Origin of the sequence: Prescottella soli (assembly GCF_040024445.1) — a bacterium.
Classification (GTDB): domain Bacteria; phylum Actinomycetota; class Actinomycetes; order Mycobacteriales; family Mycobacteriaceae; genus Prescottella; species Prescottella soli.
In genome coordinates, this window is sequence record NZ_CP157276.1 from 4,981,851 (window position 1) to 5,005,674 (window position 23,824).

At 69.9% G+C, this 23,824-nt stretch carries 23 protein-coding genes and 1 tRNA gene; 17 read left to right on the forward strand and 7 right to left on the reverse strand.

What is annotated here, in order from left to right:
- The first annotated feature begins 144 nt into the window (after window positions 1–144).
- Window positions 145–864 carry a hypothetical protein gene (locus ABI214_RS23160; protein WP_348604774.1) on the forward strand — a complete coding sequence of 240 codons (720 nt, stop codon included), beginning with the start codon at window positions 145–147 and terminating at the stop codon, window positions 862–864.
- 222 nt (window positions 865–1,086) lie between these two features.
- On the opposite strand, the gene ABI214_RS23165 is transcribed toward ABI214_RS23160, so the two are convergent.
- The gene (locus ABI214_RS23165) at window positions 1,087–2,382 is read right to left on the reverse strand and encodes an esterase/lipase family protein (RefSeq protein ID WP_348604775.1); all 1,296 of its coding nucleotides are present in this window, start codon (window positions 2,380–2,382) and stop codon (window positions 1,087–1,089) included.
- A 61-nt stretch (window positions 2,383–2,443) separates the two neighbouring features.
- Between ABI214_RS23165 and ABI214_RS23170 the strand changes: the two genes are divergently transcribed.
- A complete protein-coding gene (locus tag ABI214_RS23170; RefSeq protein WP_348604776.1) occupies window positions 2,444–3,241 on the forward strand; it encodes an alpha/beta fold hydrolase in 798 nt (265 codons plus the stop codon).
- Between the two features lie 80 nt (window positions 3,242–3,321).
- Entirely contained in the window at window positions 3,322–3,936 is a 615-nt protein-coding gene (locus tag ABI214_RS23175; RefSeq protein WP_348604777.1) for a maleylpyruvate isomerase N-terminal domain-containing protein, read from the forward strand.
- Window positions 3,937–3,963: 27 nt separating this feature from the next.
- On the opposite strand, the gene ABI214_RS23180 is transcribed toward ABI214_RS23175, so the two are convergent.
- The 3 genes from ABI214_RS23180 to ABI214_RS23190 all read right to left on the reverse strand — a co-directional run bounded on the left by ABI214_RS23180 (window position 3,964) and on the right by ABI214_RS23190 (window position 6,064).
- Complete coding sequence (locus ABI214_RS23180) at window positions 3,964–4,443, reverse strand: hypothetical protein (protein ID WP_348604778.1); 480 nt, start codon at window positions 4,441–4,443, stop codon at window positions 3,964–3,966.
- A 531-nt stretch (window positions 4,444–4,974) separates the two neighbouring features.
- A tRNA-Arg gene (locus tag ABI214_RS23185) sits at window positions 4,975–5,048 on the reverse strand.
- Between the two features lie 59 nt (window positions 5,049–5,107).
- Window positions 5,108–6,064 carry a LysR family transcriptional regulator gene (locus ABI214_RS23190; protein ID WP_348604779.1) on the reverse strand — a complete coding sequence of 319 codons (957 nt, stop codon included), beginning with the start codon at window positions 6,062–6,064 and terminating at the stop codon, window positions 5,108–5,110.
- Between the two features lie 88 nt (window positions 6,065–6,152).
- Here ABI214_RS23190 and ABI214_RS23195 point away from each other — a divergent pair, with 88 nt between their 5' ends.
- The 10 genes from ABI214_RS23195 to ABI214_RS23240 all read left to right on the forward strand — a co-directional run bounded on the left by ABI214_RS23195 (window position 6,153) and on the right by ABI214_RS23240 (window position 17,520).
- Entirely contained in the window at window positions 6,153–7,280 is a 1,128-nt protein-coding gene (locus ABI214_RS23195) for an XdhC family protein (RefSeq protein WP_348604780.1), read from the forward strand.
- A 108-nt stretch (window positions 7,281–7,388) separates the two neighbouring features.
- The gene (locus ABI214_RS23200) at window positions 7,389–8,273 is read left to right on the forward strand and encodes an FAD binding domain-containing protein (RefSeq protein WP_348604781.1); all 885 of its coding nucleotides are present in this window, start codon (window positions 7,389–7,391) and stop codon (window positions 8,271–8,273) included.
- Window position 8,274: 1 nt separating this feature from the next.
- Window positions 8,275–8,772 carry a (2Fe-2S)-binding protein gene (locus ABI214_RS23205; protein ID WP_348604782.1) on the forward strand — a complete coding sequence of 166 codons (498 nt, stop codon included), beginning with the start codon at window positions 8,275–8,277 and terminating at the stop codon, window positions 8,770–8,772.
- Entirely contained in the window at window positions 8,769–11,171 is a 2,403-nt protein-coding gene (locus ABI214_RS23210) for an aerobic carbon-monoxide dehydrogenase large subunit (RefSeq protein ID WP_348604783.1), read from the forward strand. The genes ABI214_RS23205 and ABI214_RS23210 overlap by 4 nt, the downstream gene beginning before the upstream one ends.
- Window positions 11,172–11,184: 13 nt before the next feature.
- Window positions 11,185–12,078: an XdhC family protein gene (locus ABI214_RS23215; protein WP_348604784.1), complete on the forward strand. Its 894-nt coding sequence runs from the start codon at window positions 11,185–11,187 to the stop codon at window positions 12,076–12,078.
- Complete coding sequence (locus ABI214_RS23220; protein WP_348604785.1) at window positions 12,069–12,659, forward strand: nucleotidyltransferase family protein; 591 nt, start codon at window positions 12,069–12,071, stop codon at window positions 12,657–12,659. The genes ABI214_RS23215 and ABI214_RS23220 overlap by 10 nt, the downstream gene beginning before the upstream one ends.
- An 11-nt stretch (window positions 12,660–12,670) precedes the next feature.
- Window positions 12,671–13,555 carry an AAA family ATPase gene (locus tag ABI214_RS23225; RefSeq protein WP_348611964.1) on the forward strand — a complete coding sequence of 295 codons (885 nt, stop codon included), beginning with the start codon at window positions 12,671–12,673 and terminating at the stop codon, window positions 13,553–13,555.
- 13 nt (window positions 13,556–13,568) lie between these two features.
- Window positions 13,569–14,213 (forward strand): SRPBCC family protein, encoded by a 645-nt coding sequence (locus ABI214_RS23230; RefSeq protein ID WP_348604786.1) that lies wholly within the window; start codon window positions 13,569–13,571, stop codon window positions 14,211–14,213.
- Window positions 14,210–15,472, forward strand: coding sequence for a vWA domain-containing protein (locus ABI214_RS23235; protein WP_348604787.1), 1,263 nt, complete (start codon window positions 14,210–14,212; stop codon window positions 15,470–15,472). The genes ABI214_RS23230 and ABI214_RS23235 overlap by 4 nt, the downstream gene beginning before the upstream one ends.
- 17 nt (window positions 15,473–15,489) lie before the next feature.
- Window positions 15,490–17,520, forward strand: a complete 2,031-nt coding sequence (locus ABI214_RS23240; protein ID WP_348604788.1) for a cytochrome c oxidase assembly protein — start codon at window positions 15,490–15,492, stop codon at window positions 17,518–17,520.
- A gap of 40 nt (window positions 17,521–17,560) precedes the next feature.
- Here ABI214_RS23240 and ABI214_RS23245 read toward each other — a convergent pair whose 3' ends face one another.
- Entirely contained in the window at window positions 17,561–18,034 is a 474-nt protein-coding gene (locus tag ABI214_RS23245; protein ID WP_348604789.1) for a hypothetical protein, read from the reverse strand.
- A gap of 74 nt (window positions 18,035–18,108) precedes the next feature.
- On the opposite strand from ABI214_RS23245, the gene ABI214_RS23250 reads away from it, so the two are divergent.
- The 3 genes from ABI214_RS23250 (at window position 18,109) to ABI214_RS23260 (ending at window position 20,396) form a co-directional block, all read left to right on the forward strand.
- A complete protein-coding gene (locus tag ABI214_RS23250) occupies window positions 18,109–18,462 on the forward strand; it encodes a hypothetical protein (protein WP_348604790.1) in 354 nt (117 codons plus the stop codon).
- A gap of 246 nt (window positions 18,463–18,708) precedes the next feature.
- Window positions 18,709–19,170 (forward strand): single-stranded DNA-binding protein, encoded by a 462-nt coding sequence (gene ssb / locus ABI214_RS23255; protein WP_348604791.1) that lies wholly within the window; start codon window positions 18,709–18,711, stop codon window positions 19,168–19,170.
- Between the two features lie 92 nt (window positions 19,171–19,262).
- Window positions 19,263–20,396 carry an alpha/beta hydrolase family protein gene (locus tag ABI214_RS23260; RefSeq protein ID WP_348604792.1) on the forward strand — a complete coding sequence of 378 codons (1,134 nt, stop codon included), beginning with the start codon at window positions 19,263–19,265 and terminating at the stop codon, window positions 20,394–20,396.
- A gap of 64 nt (window positions 20,397–20,460) precedes the next feature.
- On the opposite strand, the gene ABI214_RS23265 is transcribed toward ABI214_RS23260, so the two are convergent.
- On the reverse strand, window positions 20,461–21,645 hold the full coding sequence (locus ABI214_RS23265; protein ID WP_348604793.1) for an alanine racemase: 1,185 nt from the start codon (window positions 21,643–21,645) through the stop codon (window positions 20,461–20,463).
- Window positions 21,646–21,695: 50 nt separating this feature from the next.
- Window positions 21,696–22,454 carry a GntR family transcriptional regulator gene (locus ABI214_RS23270; protein WP_348604794.1) on the reverse strand — a complete coding sequence of 253 codons (759 nt, stop codon included), beginning with the start codon at window positions 22,452–22,454 and terminating at the stop codon, window positions 21,696–21,698.
- 213 nt (window positions 22,455–22,667) lie between these two features.
- Here ABI214_RS23270 and ABI214_RS23275 point away from each other — a divergent pair, with 213 nt between their 5' ends.
- Window positions 22,668–23,816, forward strand: a complete 1,149-nt coding sequence (locus tag ABI214_RS23275; RefSeq protein WP_348604795.1) for an ABC transporter substrate-binding protein — start codon at window positions 22,668–22,670, stop codon at window positions 23,814–23,816.
- Window positions 23,817–23,824: the final 8 nt, after the last annotated feature.

Below are 23,824 nucleotides of genomic sequence, written 5' to 3' on the forward strand. Positions count from 1 at the left end.
CGAAGTGGCAGGGTTGGCAGTGGTGAGCTCTCGATGACTCTGCCAAGGAGGTCCCGATGAAGGACCCGTCCGGCCACCCACGTTCCGTTGCCGTCATCCGCCGAGCCTGCTGCGCTCGGCGAGCCGGTGGGTAGGTGATCCGAGATGACCGACCTGCTCGCCGATGTCGTCGAAGCCCACGGCGGGCTCGAGCGCTGGAACGCCTTCACCAGGGTGCGCGGTACCGTGGTCAGCGGTGGCGACCTGTTCGTGATCAAGGGCGTGCCCCAAGACCCGGCCCCGCGTGAACAGTCCGTGTGGCTGCACGAGGAACGCTGTTCGTTGGAGCCGTTCGGAGCGCTCGACCAGAAGACCGACTTCACCCCCGAACGCCTGACCATCGAGAAACTCGACGGCCGGATCGTCGCCGAACGCGACCACCCCCGCGAGGCATTCGCCGGCCACGAGCTGGAAACCCCGTGGGACGCCCTGGACCGGGCCTACTTCAACGGCTACGCGATGTGGACGTACTTCACCACGCCGTTCCTGTTCACCATGCCGGGCTTCGAGGTCGCCGAGATCGAGCCCTGGCACGAACGCGACCAAGTTTGGCGCGGCCTGGACGTCACCTTCCCCGACGGCAACCCCAGCCACAGCACGCACCAGCAGTTCTACTTCGGCTCCGACAACCTGCTGCGCCGCCACGATTACCACGTCGACATCGCCGGCGGCTTCGCTGTCGCGCAATACGTCTACAACATCATCGAAGCCGACGGAATCCGCCTGCCCTCCGCTCGTCGCGCCTTCCGCCGCGACGAGCAGGGACGGGCTTGGCCGGGACTGGTGATGGTCTCCATCGACATCAGCAACGTCCGATTCGGCTAGAGCTTGTCTCCTGTCTGGTGAGGCACCTCAGCCAGGTACATAGTCTCCGCGATCCGGTCGAGCGACGGTCCGGCGGCGCGGGAATCACCGAGCGCGACGTACCGCACCCTGGCGTTCGCAGGGGCGCCCGACGAGGTGGCCGGGGGGCGCCAGTGAAGAATCTGCGGCAACGGCCGCGACAACGGCTGTGGTCACTGCGGCGCGAATTCCAACGGGGCCTGGTCAGCTCACAGTTCCCACAGGCGCCGGCAACACCACCGGACAAACCGCCCTCTCACCCCGCCCTGGATTCAGCGCCTCCTGCACCACCTCGATCGCCACTGGGTCGTACGGCAGCTGCAAATGATCTGCGTAGTCGGTGGCGCACCGATCTTGCAGGACCTCGTTTCGTACGTTCGGACCATCCGATAGCAGTCCGGTGAGGTACGGCGTCGCGATCTCGTCGTATCGGGACACGATGTCGGTGAAATGCACATCCGGTATCCGCGCCGGGTCGGGATTCAGCTCGGCGAGGAACGGCGACGCGGCTGCCAGCTGGCGGCACTGCGCACACACCCGCGAAAGCCCTTCCGCCGCACCCGTAATCGTCAACAGACTGGCCATCCCGTCGAGATCGGATCCGTGGAACGGAGTTCCGAGACTCACGAGGTTGCGAACCGATTGCGCCCCACCGAGTTCGGAGAGGTACCAGAAGCCGACCGCCCCGCCGACCGAGTGCGCGACGATGTCGACCTTGGCGGCGCTGTTCGCTTCCCGCACTCGTGTGACGAACGCGTCGACTTCGCGGGCGCTGTCCTGCACGCTGGCGAATCCGCCGTAGTCACCGAACGTGGTCTTGCCGATGGTGGTGCTGAAGACGCAGTACCCGTCGTTGGCCAGCAGCGGCGATAGCGTCTGCCAGGCCAAGGTGTCGGTCGAGGCAAAACCGTTCAGCAGGACAACAGGATTCGGATGCTCACGACTCGGCTTGCACGACATGTCGTTCGCTCCCGGCGGCGCCTGCCCCGGGTGGGTGAGCTGTGCTGCCACACCGTCGGGATAGCCATGCGGGACGGGATACGTCGGCTTGGCCTGCGCTGCCCCACCTCCCGCAGCAAGGGTGAGGGCCAACAGAGCACTGACCACCGTCGTCCTACGCATACCGGACGTCTTCAGATATCGAGTCAACGCCACCACACCTTCGGTCAGAACCGCTCGGTCACCGTCCGGCGCCCGAGCATACGCCAATTCGATTGCGCGATCCCCGAGTTCGATCGCCGGCAAGGTCACAACCTCGTCGGTTCCGGCGCGGAGCAGCGCCCGCTCGATCAGGGTCTCGTGAACCATCGCCGTAAGTCGTGCGCGGGTTTCGTCCGGATCCGGTATCGGCCCACTTGCCCGGCCCGCGTAGTAGGGGCCGAGGAGCACGACTGGCGAAAGCGGCGCTAACCCGCGCCGGATCCGACGCGACTGCTCCTCGAGCGGGCCTGCTGCACGGTCAGGTGACGGGTTGCCCCGTCCGTGCCGCAGTCCACTCATGAGGAAATGTTCGGCGGCCCGATCGAGTCGGGCGAGGGCGTGTCGGCGGTAACATCTGCCCATGGAACTGCGCCATGACGTCGCCGGTTCCGGGCCCACGCTGGTCCTCGTTCACGGGGTGGTGGATCGTCGGCAGGCCTGGAGCGCGCTGCTGGATCAGCTGACGCCCTATCGCCGGGTTGTCACTGTCGACCTTCCCGGCCACGGGGAGTCTGCGGCCCTCGCGGACGGGCCTGACGTGTTGGGTCAGATCCTCGGGGAGTTGAGCGATTTCGTCCGATCGGTGACACCGGCGGGGGAACGTCCGCACATTGCCGGGAACTCTCTCGGGGGTTGGCTCGCCGTCGCGGCTCGCGGCGAGGTTGCGTCGGCCACCGCGCTCTCACCGGCAGGCTTCTTCGTCAGCCATGCCGATCAGGTTCGCACAAGCCTGACGTTTCGGACGCTGCGTGGATTCGCCCGGGCAATGGGGCCGAGGCTGCCGAAAGCCATGCGATACAAGGCCATGCGCTATCCCGCACTCGCCGCGTTCTACGGGCACCCGAGCCGGGTGTCGTACGAGGACGCCGTGATCGGCGCCCATTCGCTCGCCACGAACGCCCTGCTGGACCGCGCGATGACCGCCTCGTTCGGCTTTCCGCCGGTCGTCGATCCGGCAGTTCCGGTCACCGTTGCGTGGGGCCGGCGGGACATGATTCTGCCGGTGTATCAGGCCCGTCGAGTACGCAGGATCTTCCCGCAAGCGCGGGTGTTGGTCTTGCCCGGGATCGGACACGTGCCGATGACCGACGATCCGAACCTGATCAGCACGATTCTGCTTGGCGGCAGCTCGGCGTCGTCCCCGGAACCACCAAGCTGAGGGTGTTTCACTGTTGTTCGGAAATTGGAAGCTGGGGTAGCGCTCGAGTTCTGATCGGAGCGTTCGAACCTAGGGGAATTGTGGATACACCGGTGGCGACCTATGTGTCAGCGGCGCAGAGCTTTTCGACGCTGGTTCACGCGATCCCCGAGGATCGGTGGGACGGACCGGGTCTGGGAGAGTGGGATCTCCGGTCGCTGGTGGGTCACGCATCGCGGGCATTGACAACGGTGGGGACGTACCTGGAGAGCACTGCCGAGACTGTCGACATCGCCAGCCCTGAGCAGTACTACGCCCGTGCGAGGGCCGCGGTGTCGGCTGTCGATCCGGCCGCGGTGGTCGAACGCGGTCGCCAAGCCGGTGTCGATCTCGGTGCCGACCCCGCAGTCTCGGTCGACGCTCTTCTGGGGGTCGTGTTCGCTCAGCTCGGGGATGGCGAAGATCGCCTGATCCAGGTGATCGGTGGACTGGGGATGCGGCTGCATTCGTATCTGCCGACTCGAACCTTCGAGCTCGCCGTCCACAGTCTCGACATTGCTGCTGCCGCGGAGGTCCCCTTCGCGCTTCCCGACGATGTCCTCGCGGAGACAACCGAGCTGGCGGCGCGAATCGCGGTGGCGATCGGTGACGGCGCCACCGTGCTGATGGCTTTGACCGGCCGGACGCCGCTGCCGGCCTCCTTCTCCGTCGTGTGAGCCCGCCCCGGCTGGTGCCGGGTCGGATCAGAGCGATACGACGGCCTCGATCGGCGGCGCCGACACGTGCGGGGTCCCGGTGCTGAGCCAGAACCGGACCCGCCCGAACCCCGACGCGACATACGCGGCGTTCCCCGAGGTCTGGTAGACGCGGTTCTCCCGGCTGTCCATCGGGTACACGGTGCGACTGCCGGTGCCGCCGGTGTCGAGGTTCTCCCAGTGCACGGTCACCGGGATCATGCACGGGGCCACCTGGTGGGTCAGGTCCGGGCCGTAGAACTCCGGGGACAGCAGGATGTAGGCTTCGCCGCCGGGCCATCCGCTGGATAGACCCACCGTCATCGGGATACGGACGATGCCGCACCGGCCGATGTCGTCCGACAGCGCCCACGTGTCCAGTGCGCGTACCGGCACCGGTGCCGCGCCCGCCGTTCCGGAGCCGAGCATCGTCGTCGCGGCCAGTGCGGCAACCGCGATCGCGCTGCGTCCCCCGATGAACTTCCTCATGCTGTTTCTCTCCGATTCTGGTGCTTTGCAGCGCGACTGTCGTGTCCGTCAGCGGATCAGTGGGCTCAGTCGGCGATGTAGACGCGGCCGCCGTCGAGTTCGATGCCGGTCAGTCCGCGGAATCCGCTGAACGGCAGGGTTGCCGGGGTTGAGGTGCCGGCGGCACACTTCTTCACAACGGCCATGCTTCCCCCTCCGTCGAATGACGACCCCTGGTCGTGCGTGACGCCGAACCGCACGAGCGACTCACACATCGCCAATGTCGTTCTGCGGTCGTCGATCGTTACCGACCCTTGACGGGTGGTTCGTCGGCCGGACCGGTTGGACTCCAACGAGATCGACGCGAACCGCGCCCGTGCCGCTCGCCGTGCCCACGTCTCCCCGTGCACATGTCGACGTTGCTGCGCTCAACGCCACGCGGATGCGGGTGACGATGCCGGACTCCACACCGAGAACGAGCCGTCTGTAACGGCCGCCGGCTGAACAACCGGTGGACCGGGTCGGGAGGTCGGGCGAAATCACCCTCTGAAGTGCCCCCGGCAGGAATCGAACCTGCGACCTAGAGATTAGAAGGCTCTTGCTCTATCCAACTGAGCTACGGAGGCGCGGCCAAGAGCATACCCGCTGAACGGCGGTGCCCTGTGCATCCGGGTGGCGTGTGGCGTCAACTCCAGAGCGTCACGTGGACCTTCGGCTTGAAGTGGGTGACCTCGACACCGGTGCCGCGGATCATGGCGTGGATGCATCGGGGGGTGCTGACGAAGTGCAGCAGTTCGGACGCGGCTGGCTGGAGGTGCTGGTGGTGCAGTGTCGTGGCGCACCACTCGCCGGCGGCGCGCAGGTCCGGTCCCTCGACGAGTCCGAGTGTGCCGTCGGACAGCTCGTCGCTGACGGCGAAGCCGAGTGTCAGCGTCAGTGCGGACGATCGGCGGACTGCCTCGACGGCGGCGGCGTCGCTCTGGAAGATCCGCTGCCGGTCCCGGGGGATGTCGAGGACACGCAGCAGGTGACGCATCACCCCGTCGCCGCCGGCGGCGGACGGCCCGAGGAACCACGGCTGTTCCCGTAGTCGCTGCAGCGTGGGACGGGTGTGCGCCATCGGATGTTCCGGCGCGCACACGGTCAGCACTTCGTAGTGCAGGAATGGGTGCACGCACAGCGGCTGGTGTTCGCCGAGCACCCGGGGGCCCAGCGCGACGTCGACGGCCCGCGACGAGATGAGACTCCCGAACTGTCGGACCGGGTGGACGCTCAACTCGACGGAGAGGTCCTTCGCGCGCCCCGCGAACAGGTCGATGAGGCCGGGCGCGGCGTGCTCGGCAAACAGCGGCGACGCGGCGATCCGGAGCAGGCGTCGCCCGTGCCCGGCCTGGCTCACCTCGAGCGCCGTCTGTCGCTGCAGTCCGAGGATCTCGACGGCCCGGCTCGCGAGGCGCAGCCCGCCAGGGGTGAAGGCCAGACCGGACGGTCGGCGACTGTACAGCGGGTCGTCGAGTTCCTTGCGGAGCTGGGCGATATGCATCGAGACGCCCGAATCCGTCATGCCCAATTCGCGCGCCGCCGCTCGAACCGATCCGAGCCGCACCACCGCGGAATAGGCTCGCAGTTGAGCGGGAGTCACGCCCCGAGCCTACGACGGCGTCCCCGCCCGCAACCGGCGAATGAACCGGTCTCACCAGCGGCGACGGCCGGGGCTGGAGGCTGACGCGATGCGCGACGTCTTGTCCGATCTGCTCGCAATCTGGCGGGCCGGCGACACCGCGGGATTGGGCACCGTAGTGGCGACGTTCCGGTCCGCGCCGCGGGATCCGGGGGCGGCGATGGTGGTCGCGCCGGACGGCCGGGTGGCCGGATCGGTGTCGGGCGGGTGCGTCGAGGGCGCGGTGTACGAGTTGGCGTCGGAGGTCGTGGCAACGGGCGATCCGGTCCTCGAGCGGTACGGCGTGAGCGACGAGGACGCGTTCGCCGTCGGGCTCACGTGCGGCGGCATCCTCGACGTGTTCGTCGAACCCGTCTCGCGCCGCACCTTCCCGGATCTCGACGCCGTCGCCGCCGACATCGAGGCGCAGCGGCCGGTCGCGGTGGCTACCGTCGTCGATCACAGCGATCGCGCGTGGGTCGGCCGCCACCTCGTCGTGCGCCCGGACACGACGACCGGAACGCTCGGTTCGCCCCGTGCCGACCAGGCCGTCACCGACGACGGGCGCGGTCTGCTCGCGGCCGGCCGGACCGCCGTCCTCGAGTACGGCCCGGACGGGCAGCGCCGCGGTCAGGGCCTGCGGGTGTTCGTCGCGAGCCACGCGCCGCCGCCGCGGATGCTGGTGTTCGGGGCGATCGACTTCGCGGTCGCGGTCGCGCGGCAGGGCGCCTTCCTCGGCTACCGCGTCACCGTGTGCGACGCGCGGGAGGTGTTCGCGACCGCGAGCCGGTTCCCGACCGCCGACGAGGTGATCGTCGACTGGCCGCACCGGTACCTGACGGCGCAGGCCGAGGCCGGCGCGATCGACGGCCGCACCGTCGTCTGCGTGCTCACCCACGACCCCAAGTTCGACGTTCCGCTGCTCGAGGTCGCGCTGCGGCTCCCCGAGGTGGGGTTTGTGGGGGCGATGGGGTCCGAGCGCACCCACCGCGATCGTCTCGCCCGGCTGCGCGAGGCCGGGCTCTCGGACGACGAGCTGTCCCGGCTGTCGAGCCCGATCGGGCTCGACCTCGGTGCGCGCACCCCGGAGGAGACCGCGGTCTCGATCGCGGCCGAGATCATCGCGCGCAGGTGGGGCGGACACGGCCGACCCCTGCGTGACCTGCACGGACGCATCCATCACGAACAATCCGGATGATCACGGCGGGTGAGTGGGCGCCGCGATCAAGTGATCGCTGAATCGTGCTTGACGCCCGCGACCGGAGGGGCACACGCTGGAACCATCCCGCACTGTGAGGAGTGCCACATGCAGGTTCCGGGACTGTTCGAATACGAGCGCGCCACCGACGTTGAGAACGCGATCGCGCTGCTGGATCGACTGGGGGACGAGGCGCGGGTCGTCGCGGGCGGGCACAGCCTGCTGCCGATGATGAAGCTGCGCCTGGCCAACCCCGAGTACCTCATCGACATCAACGACCTCGTCGACGAACTCGGCCACATCGCAGTCGAGGGTGAGGTGGTGCGCATCGGCGCGATGGTTCGGCACCGCCAGATCCTCGAGTCCGACGAGCTCGCCGCGGTGTTCCCCATCTTCCGGGACGCCGAGCGGGTGATCGCCGACCCGGTGGTCCGTAACCGTGGCACCATCGGCGGCTCGCTGTGCCAGGCCGATCCGGCCGAGGATCTGACGACCGTGTGCTCGGTGGTCGGTGCCGTCTGTGTGATCCGCGGGCCGACCGGGGTGCGTGAGGTCCCGATGGCCGAGTTCCTCGTCGGGCCGTACGAGACCGCGGTGCAGGGCAACGAGATCCTGATCGAAGTCCGGATCCCCCGGGTGCGCTCCGGAGCGAGCGCGTACACGAAAGTGGAACGGCGCGTGGGGGACTGGGCCATCGCGGCCGCCGGGGCGGCGCTGTCGTTGGACGGCGACCGGGTCGATGAGGCGTCCGTGGGGCTCACCGCGGTGGAACCGGACGCGGACCGGGTGGCAGCCATCGGCGACTTCCTGCGGGGGCAACCCGCCACCGAGGAGACGTTCCGGCGGGCCGGTGAACTCGCCGGGCAGGCGTGCGAGCCGGTCACCGACCCACGCGGCACCGCCGCCTACAAGCGGCACCTCGCCGACGAACTGACCGTCCGGTCGCTGCGCACCGCCGCCGAACGGGCCACCGCCACACGATCGGAGACGTGAGATGCAGGTGACGATGACGGTCAACGGCACCGAGGTGACCGAGGACGTCGAGCCGCGGATGCTGCTGGTGCACTTCCTGCGAGACCGGCTGGGGCTCACCGGAACCCACTGGGGCTGCGACACCAGCAACTGCGGGACGTGCGTGGTGTCGGTGGACGGCGAACCGGTGAAGTCGTGCACGATGCTCGCGGTCATGGCCGGCGGGCGCACCGTGCGCACCGTCGAGGGCCTGGCGCAGGACGGTGTCCTCGATCCCGTGCAGGAAGGGTTCATGCAGTGTCACGGACTGCAGTGCGGCTTCTGCACGCCCGGCATGATGATCACCGCCCGCGCGCTGCTCGACCGCGATCCGGACCCGGACGAACAGACCATCCGGGAGGCCATCTCCGGGCAGATCTGCCGCTGCACCGGCTACACCACGATCGTCCGCTCGGTTCGCTGGGCCGCCGAGCACGGCGGCGCCACCACCGACACCGTTACGACGGGAGGTACGACGTGACCACACTCGACGAGACGCCCGGGACGGTCGATCCGGACAGCGCCTCCAACGACGGCAAGCCGTGCGGGCACGGCCGGATGCTGCGCAAGGAGGACCCGCGGTTCATCCGCGGCCAGGGGCACTACGTCGACGACGTCCAGCTGCCCGGCATGCTGCACCTGGCGATTCTCCGCTCGCCGATCGCGCACGCGCGCGTGGCGCGGGTGGACACGACAGCCGCGCAGGCGCATCCCAAGGTCTCGGCCGTCGTCACCGGTGCAGACCTCGCGGAGAAGGGCCTGGCGTGGATGCCGACGCTCTCCAACGACGTGCAGGCCGTTCTCGCGACGGACAAGGTGCGGTTCCAGGGGCAGGAGGTGGCGTTCGTCGTGGCCGAGGATCGGTACTCGGCCCGCGACGCGCTCGAGCTGATCGACGTCGAGTACGAGCCGCTCGACCCGGTCATCGACGCGCGGACCGCGCTCTCGCCCGACGCCCCCGTCATCCGCACCGACCTGGACGGCAAGACCGACAACCACTGCTTCGACTGGGAGACGGGCGATTCCGACGCCACCGAGGCCGTGTTCGCGAGGGCCGACGTCGTGGTGCGGCAGGAGATCGTCTATCCGCGCGTGCATCCCGCGCCGATGGAGACGTGCGGCGCGGTGGCCGACTACGACGCGGTGAACGGCAAGCTGACGCTGTGGTCCACGAGCCAGGCCCCGCACGCGCACCGCACCCTGTACGCGCTCGTGGCCGGGCTGCCCGAACACAAGATCCGCGTCATCTCGCCGGACATCGGCGGCGGGTTCGGCAACAAGGTGCCGATCTACCCGGGCTACGTGTGCGCGATCGTCGGGTCGCTGCTCACCGGCAAGCCGGTCAAGTGGATGGAGGACCGCAGCGAGAACCTCACCAGCACCGGGTTCGCGCGCGACTACATCATGGTCGGCGAGATCGCCGCGACGTCCGAGGGCAAGATCCTCGCCGTCCGCACCGACGTCCTCGCCGACCACGGTGCGTTCAACGGCACCGCGGCGCCGCTGAAGTACCCGGCCGGCTTCTTCGGGGTGTTCACTGGCAGCTACGACCTCGAGGCCGCGTACTGCAAGATGACGGCGGTCTACACGAACAAGGCGCCGGGCGGCGTGGCGTACGCGTGCTCGTTCCGCATCACCGAGGCCGTCTACCTCGTCGAGCGACTCGTGGACTGCCTGGCGTTCGACCTCGGCATGGATCCCGCCGAGCTGCGCCTGAAGAACCTGCTGCGGCCCGACCAGTTCCCGTACACGTCCAAGACCGGATGGAAGTACGACTCCGGCGACTACGCGACGACGATGCGCAAGGCCATGGACATGATCGGCTACGACGATCTGCGCCGCGAGCAGGCCGACAAGCGCGAACGCGGCGAGCTGATGGGCATCGGTATGTCGTTCTTCACCGAGGCCGTCGGCGCCGGGCCCCGCAAGGACATGGACATCCTCGGCCTCGGCATGGCGGACGGCTGCGAGCTCACCGTGCACCCGACCGGCAAGGCGGTCGTCCGGATCTCGGTGCAGACCCAGGGGCAGGGGCACGAGACGACGTTCGCGCAGATCGTCGCCGAGGAACTCGGCATCCCGCCCGAGGACATCGACGTGGTCCACGGTGACACCGACAACACCCCGTTCGGGCTCGGCACCTACGGCAGCCGCTCGACGCCGGTATCCGGGGCCGCGGCCGCGCTGGTCGCGCGCAAGGTCCGCGACAAGGCCCGGATCATCGCGTCCGGCATGCTCGAGGTGTCGGTGGCCGACCTCGAATGGGAGAAGGGGAACTTCCACGTCAAGGGCGACCCGTCGGCCGCGGTGACGATCCAGGACATCGCGATGCGCTCGTACGGTGCCGGGGACCTGCCCGACGGCATCGAGGGCGGACTCGAGGCCCAGATCTGTTACAACCCCGAGAATCTCACGTACCCGTACGGCGCGTACTTCTGCGTCGTCGACGTCGACCCGGGCACCGGTGAGGTGAAGGTGCGCCGCTTCCTTGCGGTCGACGACTGCGGCACCCGCATCAACCCGATGATCATCGAGGGGCAGGTGCACGGCGGCATCACCGACGGGATCGGCATGGCGCTCATGGAGATCGTCGCGTTCGACGAGGACGGCAACTGCCTCGGCGGCTCGCTCATGGACTACCTGATCCCCACCGCGCTCGAGGTGCCGCACCTCGAGACCGGGTACACGGTCACGCCGTCGCCGCACCATCCGATCGGGGCCAAGGGGATCGGGGAGAGCGCGACCGTCGGCTCGCCGCCGGCGGTGGTGAACGCCGTCGTCGACGCGTTGAAGCCGTTCGGGGTGCGCCACGCGGACATGCCGCTGACGCCGTCACGGGTGTGGGAGGCGATGCAGGGTCGGGCGACCCCGCCGATCTGAGAAGGAGATGCGAATGGACCTCGCTGCGCGCGCCGCCCAGTTGACCGGTGAGCGGCGCCCCTACGTGCGCGCGACGGTGGTCCGTGCCCAGCAGCCGACGTCGTCGTCGCCGGGCGACGGCGCAATCGTGTTGCCGGACGGCACGATCGAGGGTTTCGTCGGCGGCCACTGCGCGCAGAACTCGGTGCGGCAGGCCGCGACCGATGCGCTCGAGGCGGGGGAGAGCCTGCTGCTGCGGATCCTGCCCGACGGCGGACCCGAGTACCCGGATGTGCCCGGCGCCCGGGTCGTCGTCAACCACTGCCTGTCCGGCGGGGCGATGGAGATCTTCCTGCAGCCGTGCCTACCGGCTCCGATCGTCCGGGTGGTCGGGGAGAGCCCGGTCGCCGACGCGGTCGCGCACCTGGCGGCCGCGCTCGACCTCGACGTCCGGCGCGGCGCCACCCCGAGCGCCGGCGAAACCGCGGTGATCGTGGCCAGCCTCGGCGGTGACGAGCCGGGCGCGATCCGGGAGGCGCTGGACGCGGGCGCCGGGTACGTCGGGCTCGTCGCCAGTCGAGTCCGCGGCGCGGCGATCCTCGACGAACTCGACCTCGACGCCGCCGAACGCGGCGTTGTGCACACCCCCGCGGGTCTCGCGATCGGTGCGCGCACGCCCGGCGAGATCGCGCTGGCGATCCTCGCGGAACTGGTCCACGAGATCCGCGTCGAACACCTGGCGGAGCAAACAGCCACCGGCACAACGGAATCGGAGGCCGAGCGGCTGACGGTGATCGATCCGGTGTGCGGCATGGCCGTCACCGTCGACGACGACACCCCGCACCTGCAGATCGACGGGGAGGACTACTGGTTCTGCGCGCCCGGGTGCCGCCGCACCTATGAGAAGGAGCGGGCGCGATGTTCGTGACCGGGCTGGTGCTGGCCGCGGGCGGGTCGCGGCGGCTGGGGCGGCCCAAGCAACTGCTGCCGTACCGCGGCGCGACACTGCTCGACGCGACCCTCGCGGCGGCGCGGGCGTGTCGGTTCCATCAACTGCTGGTGACCGTTCCCGGATCGGCGGAGGCGATCGAGGACCTCGTCGACCTCCGCGGCTGCACCGTCGTGCACTGCGCCGACGCCGGCAGCGGGTGCTCGGCCTCGGTGCGGGCGGCGCTGCGCGAGGTCGATCCGCTCGCCGCGGGCATCGTGCTGCTGCTGGGCGACCAGCCCGGGGTGACGCCGTGGACGGTGCGGGACCTGGTGGCCGGCGGCGCGATGGAGAACATCGGGATGTGCCGGTACGCGGACGGGCTCGGTCATCCACTGTGGTTGGGGCGCAGCGTGTTCGGTGATCTGGCCGAGCTCGCCGGCGACAAGGCGGTGTGGAAGCTCTTCGACCGCGAGGACATGGACGTGTTCGAGGTGCCCGTCGACGAACGCATCCCCCTCGACGTCGACACGTGGGACGGGTACCGGGCCCTGCTCGACCAGGACCGGGACGCGTCGTGATCGGAACAGCCGTGGACGCCTACTTCGCCGATGTCGACGAGCTGACCCGACGGTTCGACGCGCAGGACTACCTGCTCGACGACGGCACCGCCACCGCGCTCTTCTTGGCGCTGCGGCTGGGGCGGCCGCTGCTGCTCGAAGGCGAACCCGGGGTGGGGAAGACGACGGCCGCGAAGGCGCTGGCCGCGGCGCTCGGCACCGAGCTGGTGCGCCTGCAGTGCTACGAGGGCCTCGGCGCCGACGAGGCCCTCTACGACTGGAACTACCAGCGCCAGCTGCTCGCGGTGCGCCTGTCCGAGGCCCGCGGCGAACGGTTGCAGGAGGCCGACCTGTTCACCGAACAGTTCCTGCAGGCACGTCCGATCCTGCGGTGCGTGCGGCACCGCGGACCGCTGCCGCCGGTGCTGCTGATCGACGAGATCGACCGGGCCGACGACGAATTCGAGGCACTGCTGCTCGAGTTCCTGGGCGAGTCGTCGGTGACGGTGCCCGAACTCGGCACGTTCGTCGCGGAGCGAGCGCCGATCGTGGTCCTGACGTCGAACCGCAGCCGTGACCTGCACGACGCGCTGCGCCGGCGCTGCCTCTACCACTGGATCGACTACCCGGCGCCGGAGCGCGCGGCTGCGATCCTGCGCCGGACCGTGCCGGGCGCCACCGCCGCGCTGATCGCGAGCGTCACCCAGTTCGTGGCGTCCGCGCGGACGCTCGACCTCGACAAACCACCCGGGATCGCGGAGGCCATCGACTGGGTGTCGGCGCTCGCGGCGCTGGGCGCCGCCGACCTGGTGTCGGCCGACGCGCTCGCGAGCCTCGGCGCCATCGCGAAGACCCCCGACGACCGAACCGTGCTGGCGGACGCCGTCGGCGACTACCTGGCGAGCGGGGCCACCTGACGAGAGGACCACGATGAAGATTGCAGACGAGTTCACGGTCGACGCGCCCATCGACCGCGCGTGGGAGGTGCTCACCGACCTCGAGAGCATCGCGCCGCTGCTGCCCGGCGCGCAGATGACCGGGCGCGAGGGGGACGACTACCTCGGCACCGTGAAGATCAAGGTCGGGCCGGTGACGAGCGAGTTCGCCGGCCGAGCCTCGTTTGCCTCGAAGGACGAGCAGTCGCGCACCGCCGTCATCGACGCCCGCGGCCGGGAGAAGCGCGGCAGCGGCAACGCGTCCGCGACGATCACCGCCCGCCTGCACGAGTCCGGCGGTGCCACCCGGGTGACCGTGGACACGGAAATGAAGGTCGTCGGCAAGCTGGCCCAGTTCGGCAGCGGGATGATCCAACAGGTCTCCACGAAGCTGATGGGGCAGTTCGCGGCGTCGCTCCAGGACCGGTTGGCGACCGGCGCGCCCACCGAGAGCACCGGCACGCCGGTAATGGCCGTCGTTCCGCCGACACCGCTGTCCGCGGGGACGGTGCCCGAACCCGAGCCGATCGACCTCATCGAACTCGCCGGCGGCTCCGTCGCGCGGCGGGTGGCACCGTTGCTCGCGGCGATCGTCGCCGCCGTCGTCGTGTTCGTCGTGCTGCGGTCCCGGCGCCGGTGACCGTCCCGTCCGCCGCGCTGCTGCGCGGCGTCGACCTCGCGGCATTCGCGGTCGCGCTCGTCACGCGGGCACGGGCGGCCGGGGTGGCGGTCTCGGCCAGCGGCGCGGCCCGCCTCACCGAGGCGCTGCGGGTGCTGCCCCCGACCGGGCGGAGCCGGCTGTACTGGACGGCCCGCGTCACCCTCGTCGGCCGCCGCGGCGACCTCGAGCGGTTCGACGCGGTGTTCGCGTCGGTGTTCGACGAGGCGGTGCTGCCGCTCGACCCGGCCGCCCGGGCGTCGGCCCCGCCGGCGCGCGTCGAGCGCCGCGGACCCGACGACGCGGCCGTGGCGGCGCGATCGTCAGGGGATCGGGTGGCCCCGCCGTGGGTGACGCGGGACGCGGACGTCGCCGGGCTGGAGGAGACGGACGACGCCGAGGCGATCGGCGTCCCGCTGCGGCTGCCCAGCCCGCTCGAGGCGATCGCCGACCAGTCGTTCGGGGAGTTCCGCGACGAGGACCTGCGGCTGCTGGGACGGTGGCTCGAGCAGGCCCAGCTGCACTGGCCGACTCGGCGCAGCCGCCGCCGCGAACCCCACCGGCACGGGCGGGTGGATCTGCGCGCCAGCATGCGGCGGGCGCGGGGGACCGGATTCGAACCGATCCGGCTGGTCCGGTGCCGGCCGCGGGTGCGACGGCGGCGGATCGTCTTGGTGTGCGACGTGAGTCGCTCGATGCGCGGCTACGCGGACGTCTATCTGCACCTCATGCGTGCCGCCGTGGTCCGTGGAACCGGCCACGACGCGGAGGTGTTCGCGTTCTCCACCCGGCTGACGCGGCTGACCCCGGTGCTCGAACATCGCAGCGCCGACGTCGCGGTGGCCCGAGCCAACGAGCGGGTCGTGGACCGATTCGGCGGCACCCACATCGCGGGCAGCCTCGCGGCGCTGTTGTCCTCGTCACACGGCACCGTGCTGCGCGGCGCCGTGGTGATCATCGCGTCCGACGGCTGGGACAGCGATCCGCCGGCCGACCTCGCCCGCGCGGTCGCGCGTATCCGTCGCCGGGCCCACCGGCTGGTGTGGGTCAATCCTCGCGCGGCCACACCGGGTTTCGAACCGGTCGCCGGGTCGATGGCGGCGGCGCTGCCCTTCTGCGACGACTTCCTGTCCGCCCACTCGGTCGCGACGCTCGGCGAGATGCTGACGATCGTCGGTCGCGGCGCCCGCGTCCCGGAGGGCCCGGACTGGGTGAGGCCTGAGTCCGACGCGTTGTCGTAGGTCCTACGCTGGTGGGCATGGCAACACCCCTGCGAGAGCAGTCCGAGCGCGCTCCCGTTCCGTCCCCCCGTGCCGGATCCGGCATCGTCTACGCGGTCAGCGGTGTCCTCGCGGGACTGGTCGCCGCGCTGGTCGTGGCCCTGTCGGCGTCCCAGGCGCTGGTGCTCATGGGCATCCCCGACCCCGGCCCCTTCACCACGTATGGGCTGCCCGCCATTCGTGCGGTCAGCGAGATCGGGGCCGTCATCGCGATCGGCTCGCTGCTGTTCGCGGCGTTCATGGTGCCGCCGCAGAAGAACGGTGTGCTCGACGTCGACGGCTACCGTGCGGTCCGCACCGCGTCGCACGCCGCGCTCGTGTGGGCGCTGTGCGCGGTGCTCCTGGTGCCGCTGACGCTGTCGGACACGTCGGGTCAGCCGTTCCTGGTGGCGATCAAGCCGGACAACCTGTGGTCCGCGATCGGGCAGGTCGAGAACGCCGTCGCGTGGGCGTGGACCGCGGGCCTCGCCCTGGTCCTCGCGGTGGTCACCCGGCTGGCGCTGCGCTGGTCCTGGACGCCGTTCCTGCTGCTGCTCGGCGTCGCGACGATGATGCCGATCGCGCTGACGGGACACTCGTCGTCCGGCGGCTCCCACGACGTCGCGACCAACAGCCTGATCTGGCACCTGGTCGGCGCCGCCTTCTGGGCCGGCGGCCTGTTCGCGCTCCTCGCGCACGCCCGCCGGCGCGGCGCCCACACCGACGTCGCGGCCAAGCGGTTCTCGTTCGTCGCCACGATCTGCTTCGTCGCGATGGCGCTGAGCGGCGTGATCAACGCGCTCGTCCGGATGCCGCTCGACGAGCTGTTCACCACCACCTACGGACGCCTGATCGTCGCGAAGGTGGTCGCCCTCGTCGTGCTCGGTGTGATCGGCTGGTTCCAACGCCGCCGGGCGCTCCCGGCGCTGGCCGCCAACCCCGAGTCCCGCGGGGCGCTCATCCGGTTCGCCGGCGTCGAGGCGCTCGTGTTCGCGGCGACGATCGGCATCGCGGTCGGCCTGGGCCGGACCCCGCCCCCGCCGCCGTCGTCGATTCCGACGATCACCGAGGTGGAACTGGGCTACAACCTGGACGGCCCGCCCACCTTCGCCCGCCTCGTCCTGGACTGGCGATTCGACCTGATCTTCGGTACCGCGGCGATCGTCCTCGCGGTCCTGTACATCGCGGGGCTGCGGACACTGCGCAAGCGCGGCGACGCGTGGCCGGTCGGGCGGTCCATCGCGTGGTTCTCGGGCTGCCTCGTCCTGCTCATCGCCACGTCGTCGGGCGTCGGTCGGTACGCCCCGGCCGTGTTCAGCGTCCACATGGGTGGCCACATGGCGTTGTCGATGCTGGCGCCGGTGCTGTTGGTGCTCGGTGCTCCGTTCACTCTCGCGCTGCGGGCGTTGCGCCCCGCCGGTAAGGATGGCGTCCCGGGCCCGCGCGAGTGGCTGCTGAGCTTCCTGCACAGCCCGATCTCGCGCTTCCTCACCCACCCGCTCGTGGCGGCGGTGCTGTTCGTCGGCGGCTTCTACGCGCTGTACCTCGGCGGCATCTTCAGCGCGTCCGTCGACAGCCACGCGGCCCACCTGCTGATGAACCTGCACTTCATCCTCAGCGGGTACCTGTTCTACTGGGTCGTCATCGGAATCGACCCGTCGCCGCGGAACCTGCAGCCCATCACGAAGCTGGGCGTGGTCTTCGGATCGCTTCCGTTCCACGCGTTCTTCGGCATCGCGCTGATGAGCATGGGCGAGGTCATGGGCGCCACGTTCTACCGGTCGCTGGGCCTCGGGTGGAACGACGACCTGCTCCGCGATCAGCAGCTGGGCGGATCCATCGCATGGGCCACCGGCGAGATGCCGCTCGTGATCATCATGCTGGCCCTGCTGGTGCAGTGGTCGCGCAGCGACCAGAAGACCGCGAAACGAGTGGATCGCGCCGCCGAACGCGACGACGGCGCCGACCTCGCCGCGCACAACGCGATGTTCGCCGAACTCGCGCGCCGCGACCGGCAGTCAGGCCTCTAGGGGGACCCGGGCCGAGCCGCGGCCGCGACAGTGGGCGTGGTCAGTCCGTCTCCGTCTCGATCTCGGTCGCCCCGGACAGGTCCTCGATGCCGACCGGCGCCGACCCGTCGAAACGCACGCCGATGCCGAACTCTTCGCCCATCGCGAGGCCGCACTCGGCGAAGCGGATCATCCAGGAACCGTCCGCCCAGATGACCGCCTCGGGCATGCCGAACGGCGCCTCCGGCTCGTCGAGCCGTGCGCGGTCCGCCGCGTCGAGCGCCCAGGCGGGATCGGTGAGCTCGGCGACGAGATAGCGCGAGGCGGCGGCTGCGAGCCCGTCGAATCCGGCGATCGCCTCCGCCGCGGCGGCGACGGCCGCATCCGTCGGCCGCCCTGCCGGTTCGACGACGATGCTGACCGTGCGCGGTTCGTCACCGGGCAGAGCGGTCGACCAGCAGACGAGCTCCTCCGCGAGTGCGATGCGGTCCAGCACGGTACCCCGCACCTCGATTTCCGTGGGTAGGTCGTTCATGCGGCCAGTGAACCAAATCGTGAGCCACACCCTCCAGCTGTCGAGACCATGATCGGTCCGTAGAATCCGACCATATGGCAGCACCGGCACTTCAGGCGGTCGATGAGGACGGGACAACCTGGAACGACCCATCCGAGGAACAGCTACGCGACCTTCTGGCCGGTCTCAGTCTCACGTGCCGGTTTGTCGTCCTGCGGCGGCTCGATCTGGAACCCGCTGACCAGCACTACATTCAGGTGTATCTCAACGACGACCTCAGTTGTGACGTGGAGTACCGCGAGGGAGGGTCGGACAGACACTTCCAGGCGTGGGTACCCCACGACGACGAGGCGTTCGCGGTAGACGCTGTGGCGCAGCTTCTTCAGGCGTGGGCCTTCGGGCGGCCCGGTTGGCGTGACGCTCTTTCCTGGGTCCCGTGGTCGCAGTGAAGGTCAGTCGCCCCACCGCACGCGCCGAGCGCACCGACGGGTGCATCTAGCACGTACCGCCGACGGAATCCGTCCGTGCCCGGACCCGCCGGGCGCGCATGTGGATACGACTTTCGTTCATCCACAATCGTGCTCGGACCCAGCGCTCCGCGCCGAATCCACGGCATGGTCGGACGCACCGCCCCGTCCGGGCGGTGCGTCCGCCGGTTCGGCGGGCGGCGGAGTCGGGGTCGAAGGGGGAAGTCGATGTACGAGACACAGGCCGCGGTGGTCGGCACGGTCATCACCGATCCGGTCAAGCGGGAGACCGGGTCCGGCGAGGAGGTGATGAGCTTCCGGATGGCGAGCAACGTCCGCCGCCGCGACCGCGAGAGCGGTGAGTGGGTCGACGGCGGCACGCTGTACCTGACCGTGAGCTGTTGGCGCCGGCTGGTGCAGGGCGTGGGTGCGTCGCTGATGAAGGGGGATCCGATCATCGCGTACGGCGAGCTGCGCACCAACGAGTACCGCACGCGCGACGGCGAGCCGCGCTCCGACCTCGAGATGCGCGCCGCCGCAGTGGGGCCCGATCTTGCGCGTTGTTCGGCGAAGCTGGACCGCACGGGCAGGCTGCGGGTGGCGTCGGCGGAGGATGCCACCGAACCGCCCGCGGTCGACGGCGAGGCCGACGAGCTGGTCGGCACGGGGACCGCCGCCCTCGCCGGATAGCCGATCGCGTGTTTCCCGTGTGCGCGGGTATCGATGTCTGCGAAGGTGATTGCATGCGACCGGAGTGGTCGCCGGGACGGCGAGGAGGCGCGATGGCCCGCAGGGACGTGCGACGAGGGATTGCGGTGCTGTCGGTTCTCGCCGTGGCGGCGCTGACGCCGGTCACGGCCGCGGCCGGGGGAGCGCCCGCCGGGCAGGAACCCGGCCGCGTGCAATCGGTCGAGACCTTGCCGCCCGAGCTGGGGTTGGCCGGGGCCGCGCGCGAGTACCGGATGACCTATACGACGCGGGACGCCGAGGGGCGTCCCGCGTCGAGCAGCGGCGTCGTCTTCGTGCCGCCGGGCACGCCGCCCGAGGGCGGGTGGCCGGTCATGTCGTGGGCTCACGGCACGGTCGGGCTCGGCGACGACTGCGCGCCGTCTCGGAACCCGCGGTCGGCGCGGGACGCGAACTACCTGGGGCACTGGCTGTCCCAGGGATACGCGATCGTGGCCACGGACTACATCGGGCTCGGCACGCCCGGCGTGCACCCGTACCTGCAGGGCGCGTCCGAGGCGACCGCCGTGATCGACATGGTCCGGGCCGGCCGGGCGGCCGTGCCCGAGCTGTCGTCGCGGTGGATGGCGATCGGGCAGTCGCAGGGCGGGCACGCCACGCTGTTCACCGCGCACGAGGCCACGCGGTATGCGCCCGAACTCGACTTCCGCGGCGCGGTCACCACGGGTGCGCCGTCGAATCTCGAGAACGTCTACCCGTTCGGGGGCCCGTGGATCCCGGACCTCGGGCTCGACGGGTTGACGGTCTTCACGACCTACATCCTGGCCGGCATGCGGGCGACGATGCCGGGTGCCGACGTGGACAGCTACCTGACACCGGTCGGGCGGAAGTTCGTCGACTCGGCCGAGAGCCTGTGCTACGAGGCGCAGGCGGACGCGGTCAAGGGCGTCTCGGTGGGGGCACTGCTGAGTCGATCCCTCGACGACCCGGCGTTCCGGGCGGCGATCACCGAGTACCTCGCGGTGCCGACCGCGGGCTACGACCGGTCGCTGTTCATCGCGCAGGGGCTGCTCGACACGGTGGTGCCGGCGCCGTTGTCGTTCAAGCTCATTGCCGATCTGCGGCTCGCCGGAGTGGACGCCACCTACATGACGTACCCCACCAACCACGACGGCACCATGGCCGCATCGCTGCCCGATTCGACGCCGTTCGTGCGGGCACGCCTCTGATCTGACGCCCCGGCCGTGGGGCTCACACGTGCCACCCGTGGAAGGCGCTGTGCTTCACGACTTCTCAACGGAACTGCGGGTGCCACACCGTTCGCGCGCGGCCGTCGTCGTCGATCACCGTGATGTCGGGCCAGCGGTCGAAGGCCGAACAGGGGTGGGAGATCCCGAGATCCACGACATCACCGACGTCCAACCCCTCGGCCTCGGTGAGGACGAGGTGGTGGTCGTAGATCCGGGCTGATGTCGCCTTCGCCGCCCTGCGGGGGGTTCCCTGGGCGTCGCGGGCGGACACCACTACCGGCAGGCCCGCGTCGTACGGCAGCTCGCGCTTGCCGGCGCCGACCACGATCAGTCCCGGTTCCGGCGCGGACAGAACCACCGCCCGGACCGTCAGCGCGGCACGCAGCCCCGGCACCGGCGACACCTCGGCGTACGTTCCGTGGTCGTGCGTCACGTAGCAACCCGACCGCAGCACTGGAACGGGAGGGTTCCCGGTCCGCCCGGACAGGTCCGGAAGGTCCGCAATGGCGTCGATGACCCGGTCCGGGAAGGCCGAGCCGCCCATGCTGAAGACGGGCCGTTCGATCCGGATCCGCGGTGACACGGCGTGGAAGGCCTCCACCACCGTCCGGCAGTGCGCGTCGACCTGCGCGAGGATGTCCGCGTCCCGCCGATTGGGTCGGACGCCCTCGTACCCCGCGACGCCCGCGAGGACGATTCCCGGCTTGTCCTCGCATGCCCGGGCGAGGGCCAGCGCTGCCGAGACCTCTCGCACGCCGCTCCGTCCGTCCGGCGCCCCGACGTCGATGAGGACCCTCAGGGGATTGGCGGCACCCCGCATGACCGTCGCCGCCAGACTCAGGCCCGCGAGCGAGTCCACCAGCAGGTAGAGCTCGAGTGAGCGGTGCGCGTCGAGCCACGAGCGCATGGCCTCGAGGTCGGGGCGATGGATCACCTCGTTGGCGATGAGGATGCGCCGCATCCCCCATCCGAGGGCGACGGATGCCTGGCGAACGGTGGCGACAGTGACGCCCCACGCACCGGCGCGCAGCTGCCGCTCGACGATGGGGCGTGTCATCGTCGTCTTGATGTGCGGGCACAGCTCGACGCCGCGGTCGCGGCACCATGCCGCCATGAGCTCGATGTTGTGCTCGACGGCGGGCAGGCTCAGCCGGAGCTCGGGCAGGGACGGCGCGGCGTCGCCGTCAGGCGCCGTGGTGTCGTCGTCGGCGATGTCGGAATGAGTCACGTGAGGCCTCCGGATCCGGATCAGGCAGGGGATGTGGCCGCCCTTCGAGGCTAGCCACGGCGGCGTGACAGGGCTGTCGTGGCCACCGAGTTGTGCACGGTGAACGACACCGTGCCGGGAAGAAATCGGTCGTCGGACCACAACAACGGGGTGCTGGCCGGGTCGGTGACGCGTCTGCGCTCGCGGAGCAGGGGCGAGCCCTCGGCGCAACCCAGGAAACGTGCGTCGTCCGGATCTGCCTCGACGAGGTCGATGGTGTGGTCGGCGTCCGTGAAGACGACACCCTCGTCCAGCAGGGGATGCGCGTGAGAGGGCGCGTCCGGCGGCAGGGCGGCGATCAGCTTGCCGATCTGCTCGGGGTAGATAGCGCGCTCGAGCATGACGGGAACCCGCGAGAGGGTTCGGAGGCGAACGACCCGGTAGATGTGCGATCCCGGTTCGAGCTGGAGCTGCTCGCACTCCAGAGGCACCGCGACCCGGTGCGCGATGTCGATCGTTCGGCTTCCGGGGTCCTCACCGATCGAGTGCGCCCAACCGGTGAAGCTGAGCAACTCGAAGAAGCTCTGTGTGCGAGCCGTGCCGAGGATGACGCGGCGGGTGCCACGTCGTGAGGTGACCAGTCCGTTCGCGCGGAGGACGGCCAGTGCTTGCCGGACGGTGCCGCGGGAGACGCCGTACTGCCCGGCGAGACTCTCCTCGCTGGGCAGCCGGTCGCCGGAACCGAACTCTCCCGACGTAATCGCCTCTCGCAACTCGGCTGCCAACCTTCGGTACTCGGCACGCGGACGCTTGCCCCCCGCCTCAGCCAATGTTCGTCTCCTTTCCGGAACCCGGTGGTCTTTTCCCGATCGTAGCTCTCGCAGCTTTTCCCAACGGTCACAGGCATATCCACGCGAGCGGGCGTTGGTTTGTGGACGGTCAAACTTCACGACTCGATTCCGAACCGTTCACCCCGTGGCAACGTCGCTCTGTCGAAATGATTGCGAAGTTGTATAGCCAACATTGATCATCAGGGAGACACCATGCGACTGCACAACCTTCGCCGGGCGAGCCTCGCTTGTTCGCTGGCGATCGCCCTCTCGACCCTCGCGGGCTGCGGGCTGACCAGCACGAAGGCGGACGGCGATGCCGGTGGGGCGTCTACCGCCACCTCGGCCGCGGACTTCGGTGGCATGGACGGCCTCATCGCCGCCGCCAAGCAGGAAGGCAAGTTGAACGCCATCGCCCTCCCGCGGGACTGGGCCAACTACGGCGCGATCATCGACACCTTCGAGGCGAAGTACGGGATCGATGTCGAGGTGGAGAATCCGGACGCGTCCAGTCAGGACGAGATCAACGCCGCGACCTCGCGCAAGGGGCAGGACCGATCGCCGGACGTCATCGACGTGGGCCACACCTTCGGCATCAGCGCCGCCGAGCAGGGCGTGCTGGCCCCGTACCGCGTGCAGGCGTTCGCCGACATCCCCGACGGCCAGAAGGACACCGACGCTCGGTGGTACAACGACATGGGCGGCTACGTCTCCATCGGCTGTAACGCCCGCGTTGTGAAGTGCCCGAAGACTTTTGCCGAACTTCTCGACCCGCAGTACAAGGGCATGGTCGCGCTGACCGGCAACCCCACGCAGTCCGGTTCCGCCTTCGCCGCCGTCTACGCGGCCGCTCTCGCGAACGGAGGCTCCTTCGACAACATCCAGCCGGGTCTGGACTACTTCGCCAAGCTCAACGAGGTCGGCAACTTCAACCCGGTCGAGTCGACGCCCGCGACCATCCAGAAGGGTGAGACCCCGATCAGCGTCAACTGGGACTACCTCAACGCCGGCTACAGCGACTCGCTCCGCGACAAGGGCGTCGATTGGCAGGTGGCCATCCCGGCCGACGGCCTGTTCGCTCAGTTCTACTCGCAGGCAATCGTGAAGTGGGCGCCGCACCCGGCGGCGGCGCGGCTCTGGCAGGAGTTCCTCTACAGCCCCGAGGGCCAGAACCTCTGGTTGAAGGGCTACGCCCGTCCGGTGCTCATGCCCGCGATGGAGAAGGCGGGGACTGTCGACGCCACCGCTGCGGCCCGACTGCCGGAGGTCGACGCCGGAGTCCCGGTCTTCCCGGCGGAGGCGCAGTCGACGAAGGCCAAGGAAGTTGTCAGCCGCGGCTGGGGCGGTGTGCTCGCCAAATGAGCGTTCAG

Bases quoted from the DNA above. Each gene is read 5' to 3' on its own strand.
- ABI214_RS23200 (WP_348604781.1), top strand. From the start codon at position 7,389: ATGCAGGTTCCGGGACTGTTCGAATACGAGCGCGCCACCGACGTTGAG.
- ABI214_RS23275 (WP_348604795.1), top strand. From the start codon at position 22,668: ATGCGACTGCACAACCTTCGCCGGGCGAGCCTCGCTTGTTCGCTGGCG.
- ABI214_RS23205 (WP_348604782.1), top strand. From the start codon at position 8,275: ATGCAGGTGACGATGACGGTCAACGGCACCGAGGTGACCGAGGACGTC.
- ABI214_RS23165 (WP_348604775.1), bottom strand. From the start codon at position 2,382: ATGAGTGGACTGCGGCACGGACGGGGCAACCCGTCACCTGACCGTGCA.
- ABI214_RS23180 (WP_348604778.1), bottom strand. From the start codon at position 4,443: ATGAGGAAGTTCATCGGGGGACGCAGCGCGATCGCGGTTGCCGCACTG.
- ABI214_RS23215 (WP_348604784.1), top strand. From the start codon at position 11,185: ATGGACCTCGCTGCGCGCGCCGCCCAGTTGACCGGTGAGCGGCGCCCC.
- ABI214_RS23260 (WP_348604792.1), top strand. From the start codon at position 19,263: ATGGCCCGCAGGGACGTGCGACGAGGGATTGCGGTGCTGTCGGTTCTC.
- ssb (WP_348604791.1), top strand. From the start codon at position 18,709: ATGTACGAGACACAGGCCGCGGTGGTCGGCACGGTCATCACCGATCCG.
- ABI214_RS23250 (WP_348604790.1), top strand. From the start codon at position 18,109: ATGGCAGCACCGGCACTTCAGGCGGTCGATGAGGACGGGACAACCTGG.
- ABI214_RS23160 (WP_348604774.1), top strand. From the start codon at position 145: ATGACCGACCTGCTCGCCGATGTCGTCGAAGCCCACGGCGGGCTCGAG.
- ABI214_RS23195 (WP_348604780.1), top strand. From the start codon at position 6,153: ATGCGCGACGTCTTGTCCGATCTGCTCGCAATCTGGCGGGCCGGCGAC.
- ABI214_RS23245 (WP_348604789.1), bottom strand. From the start codon at position 18,034: ATGAACGACCTACCCACGGAAATCGAGGTGCGGGGTACCGTGCTGGAC.
- ABI214_RS23230 (WP_348604786.1), top strand. From the start codon at position 13,569: ATGAAGATTGCAGACGAGTTCACGGTCGACGCGCCCATCGACCGCGCG.
- ABI214_RS23170 (WP_348604776.1), top strand. From the start codon at position 2,444: ATGGAACTGCGCCATGACGTCGCCGGTTCCGGGCCCACGCTGGTCCTC.
- ABI214_RS23240 (WP_348604788.1), top strand. From the start codon at position 15,490: ATGGCAACACCCCTGCGAGAGCAGTCCGAGCGCGCTCCCGTTCCGTCC.
- ABI214_RS23220 (WP_348604785.1), top strand. From the start codon at position 12,069: ATGTTCGTGACCGGGCTGGTGCTGGCCGCGGGCGGGTCGCGGCGGCTG.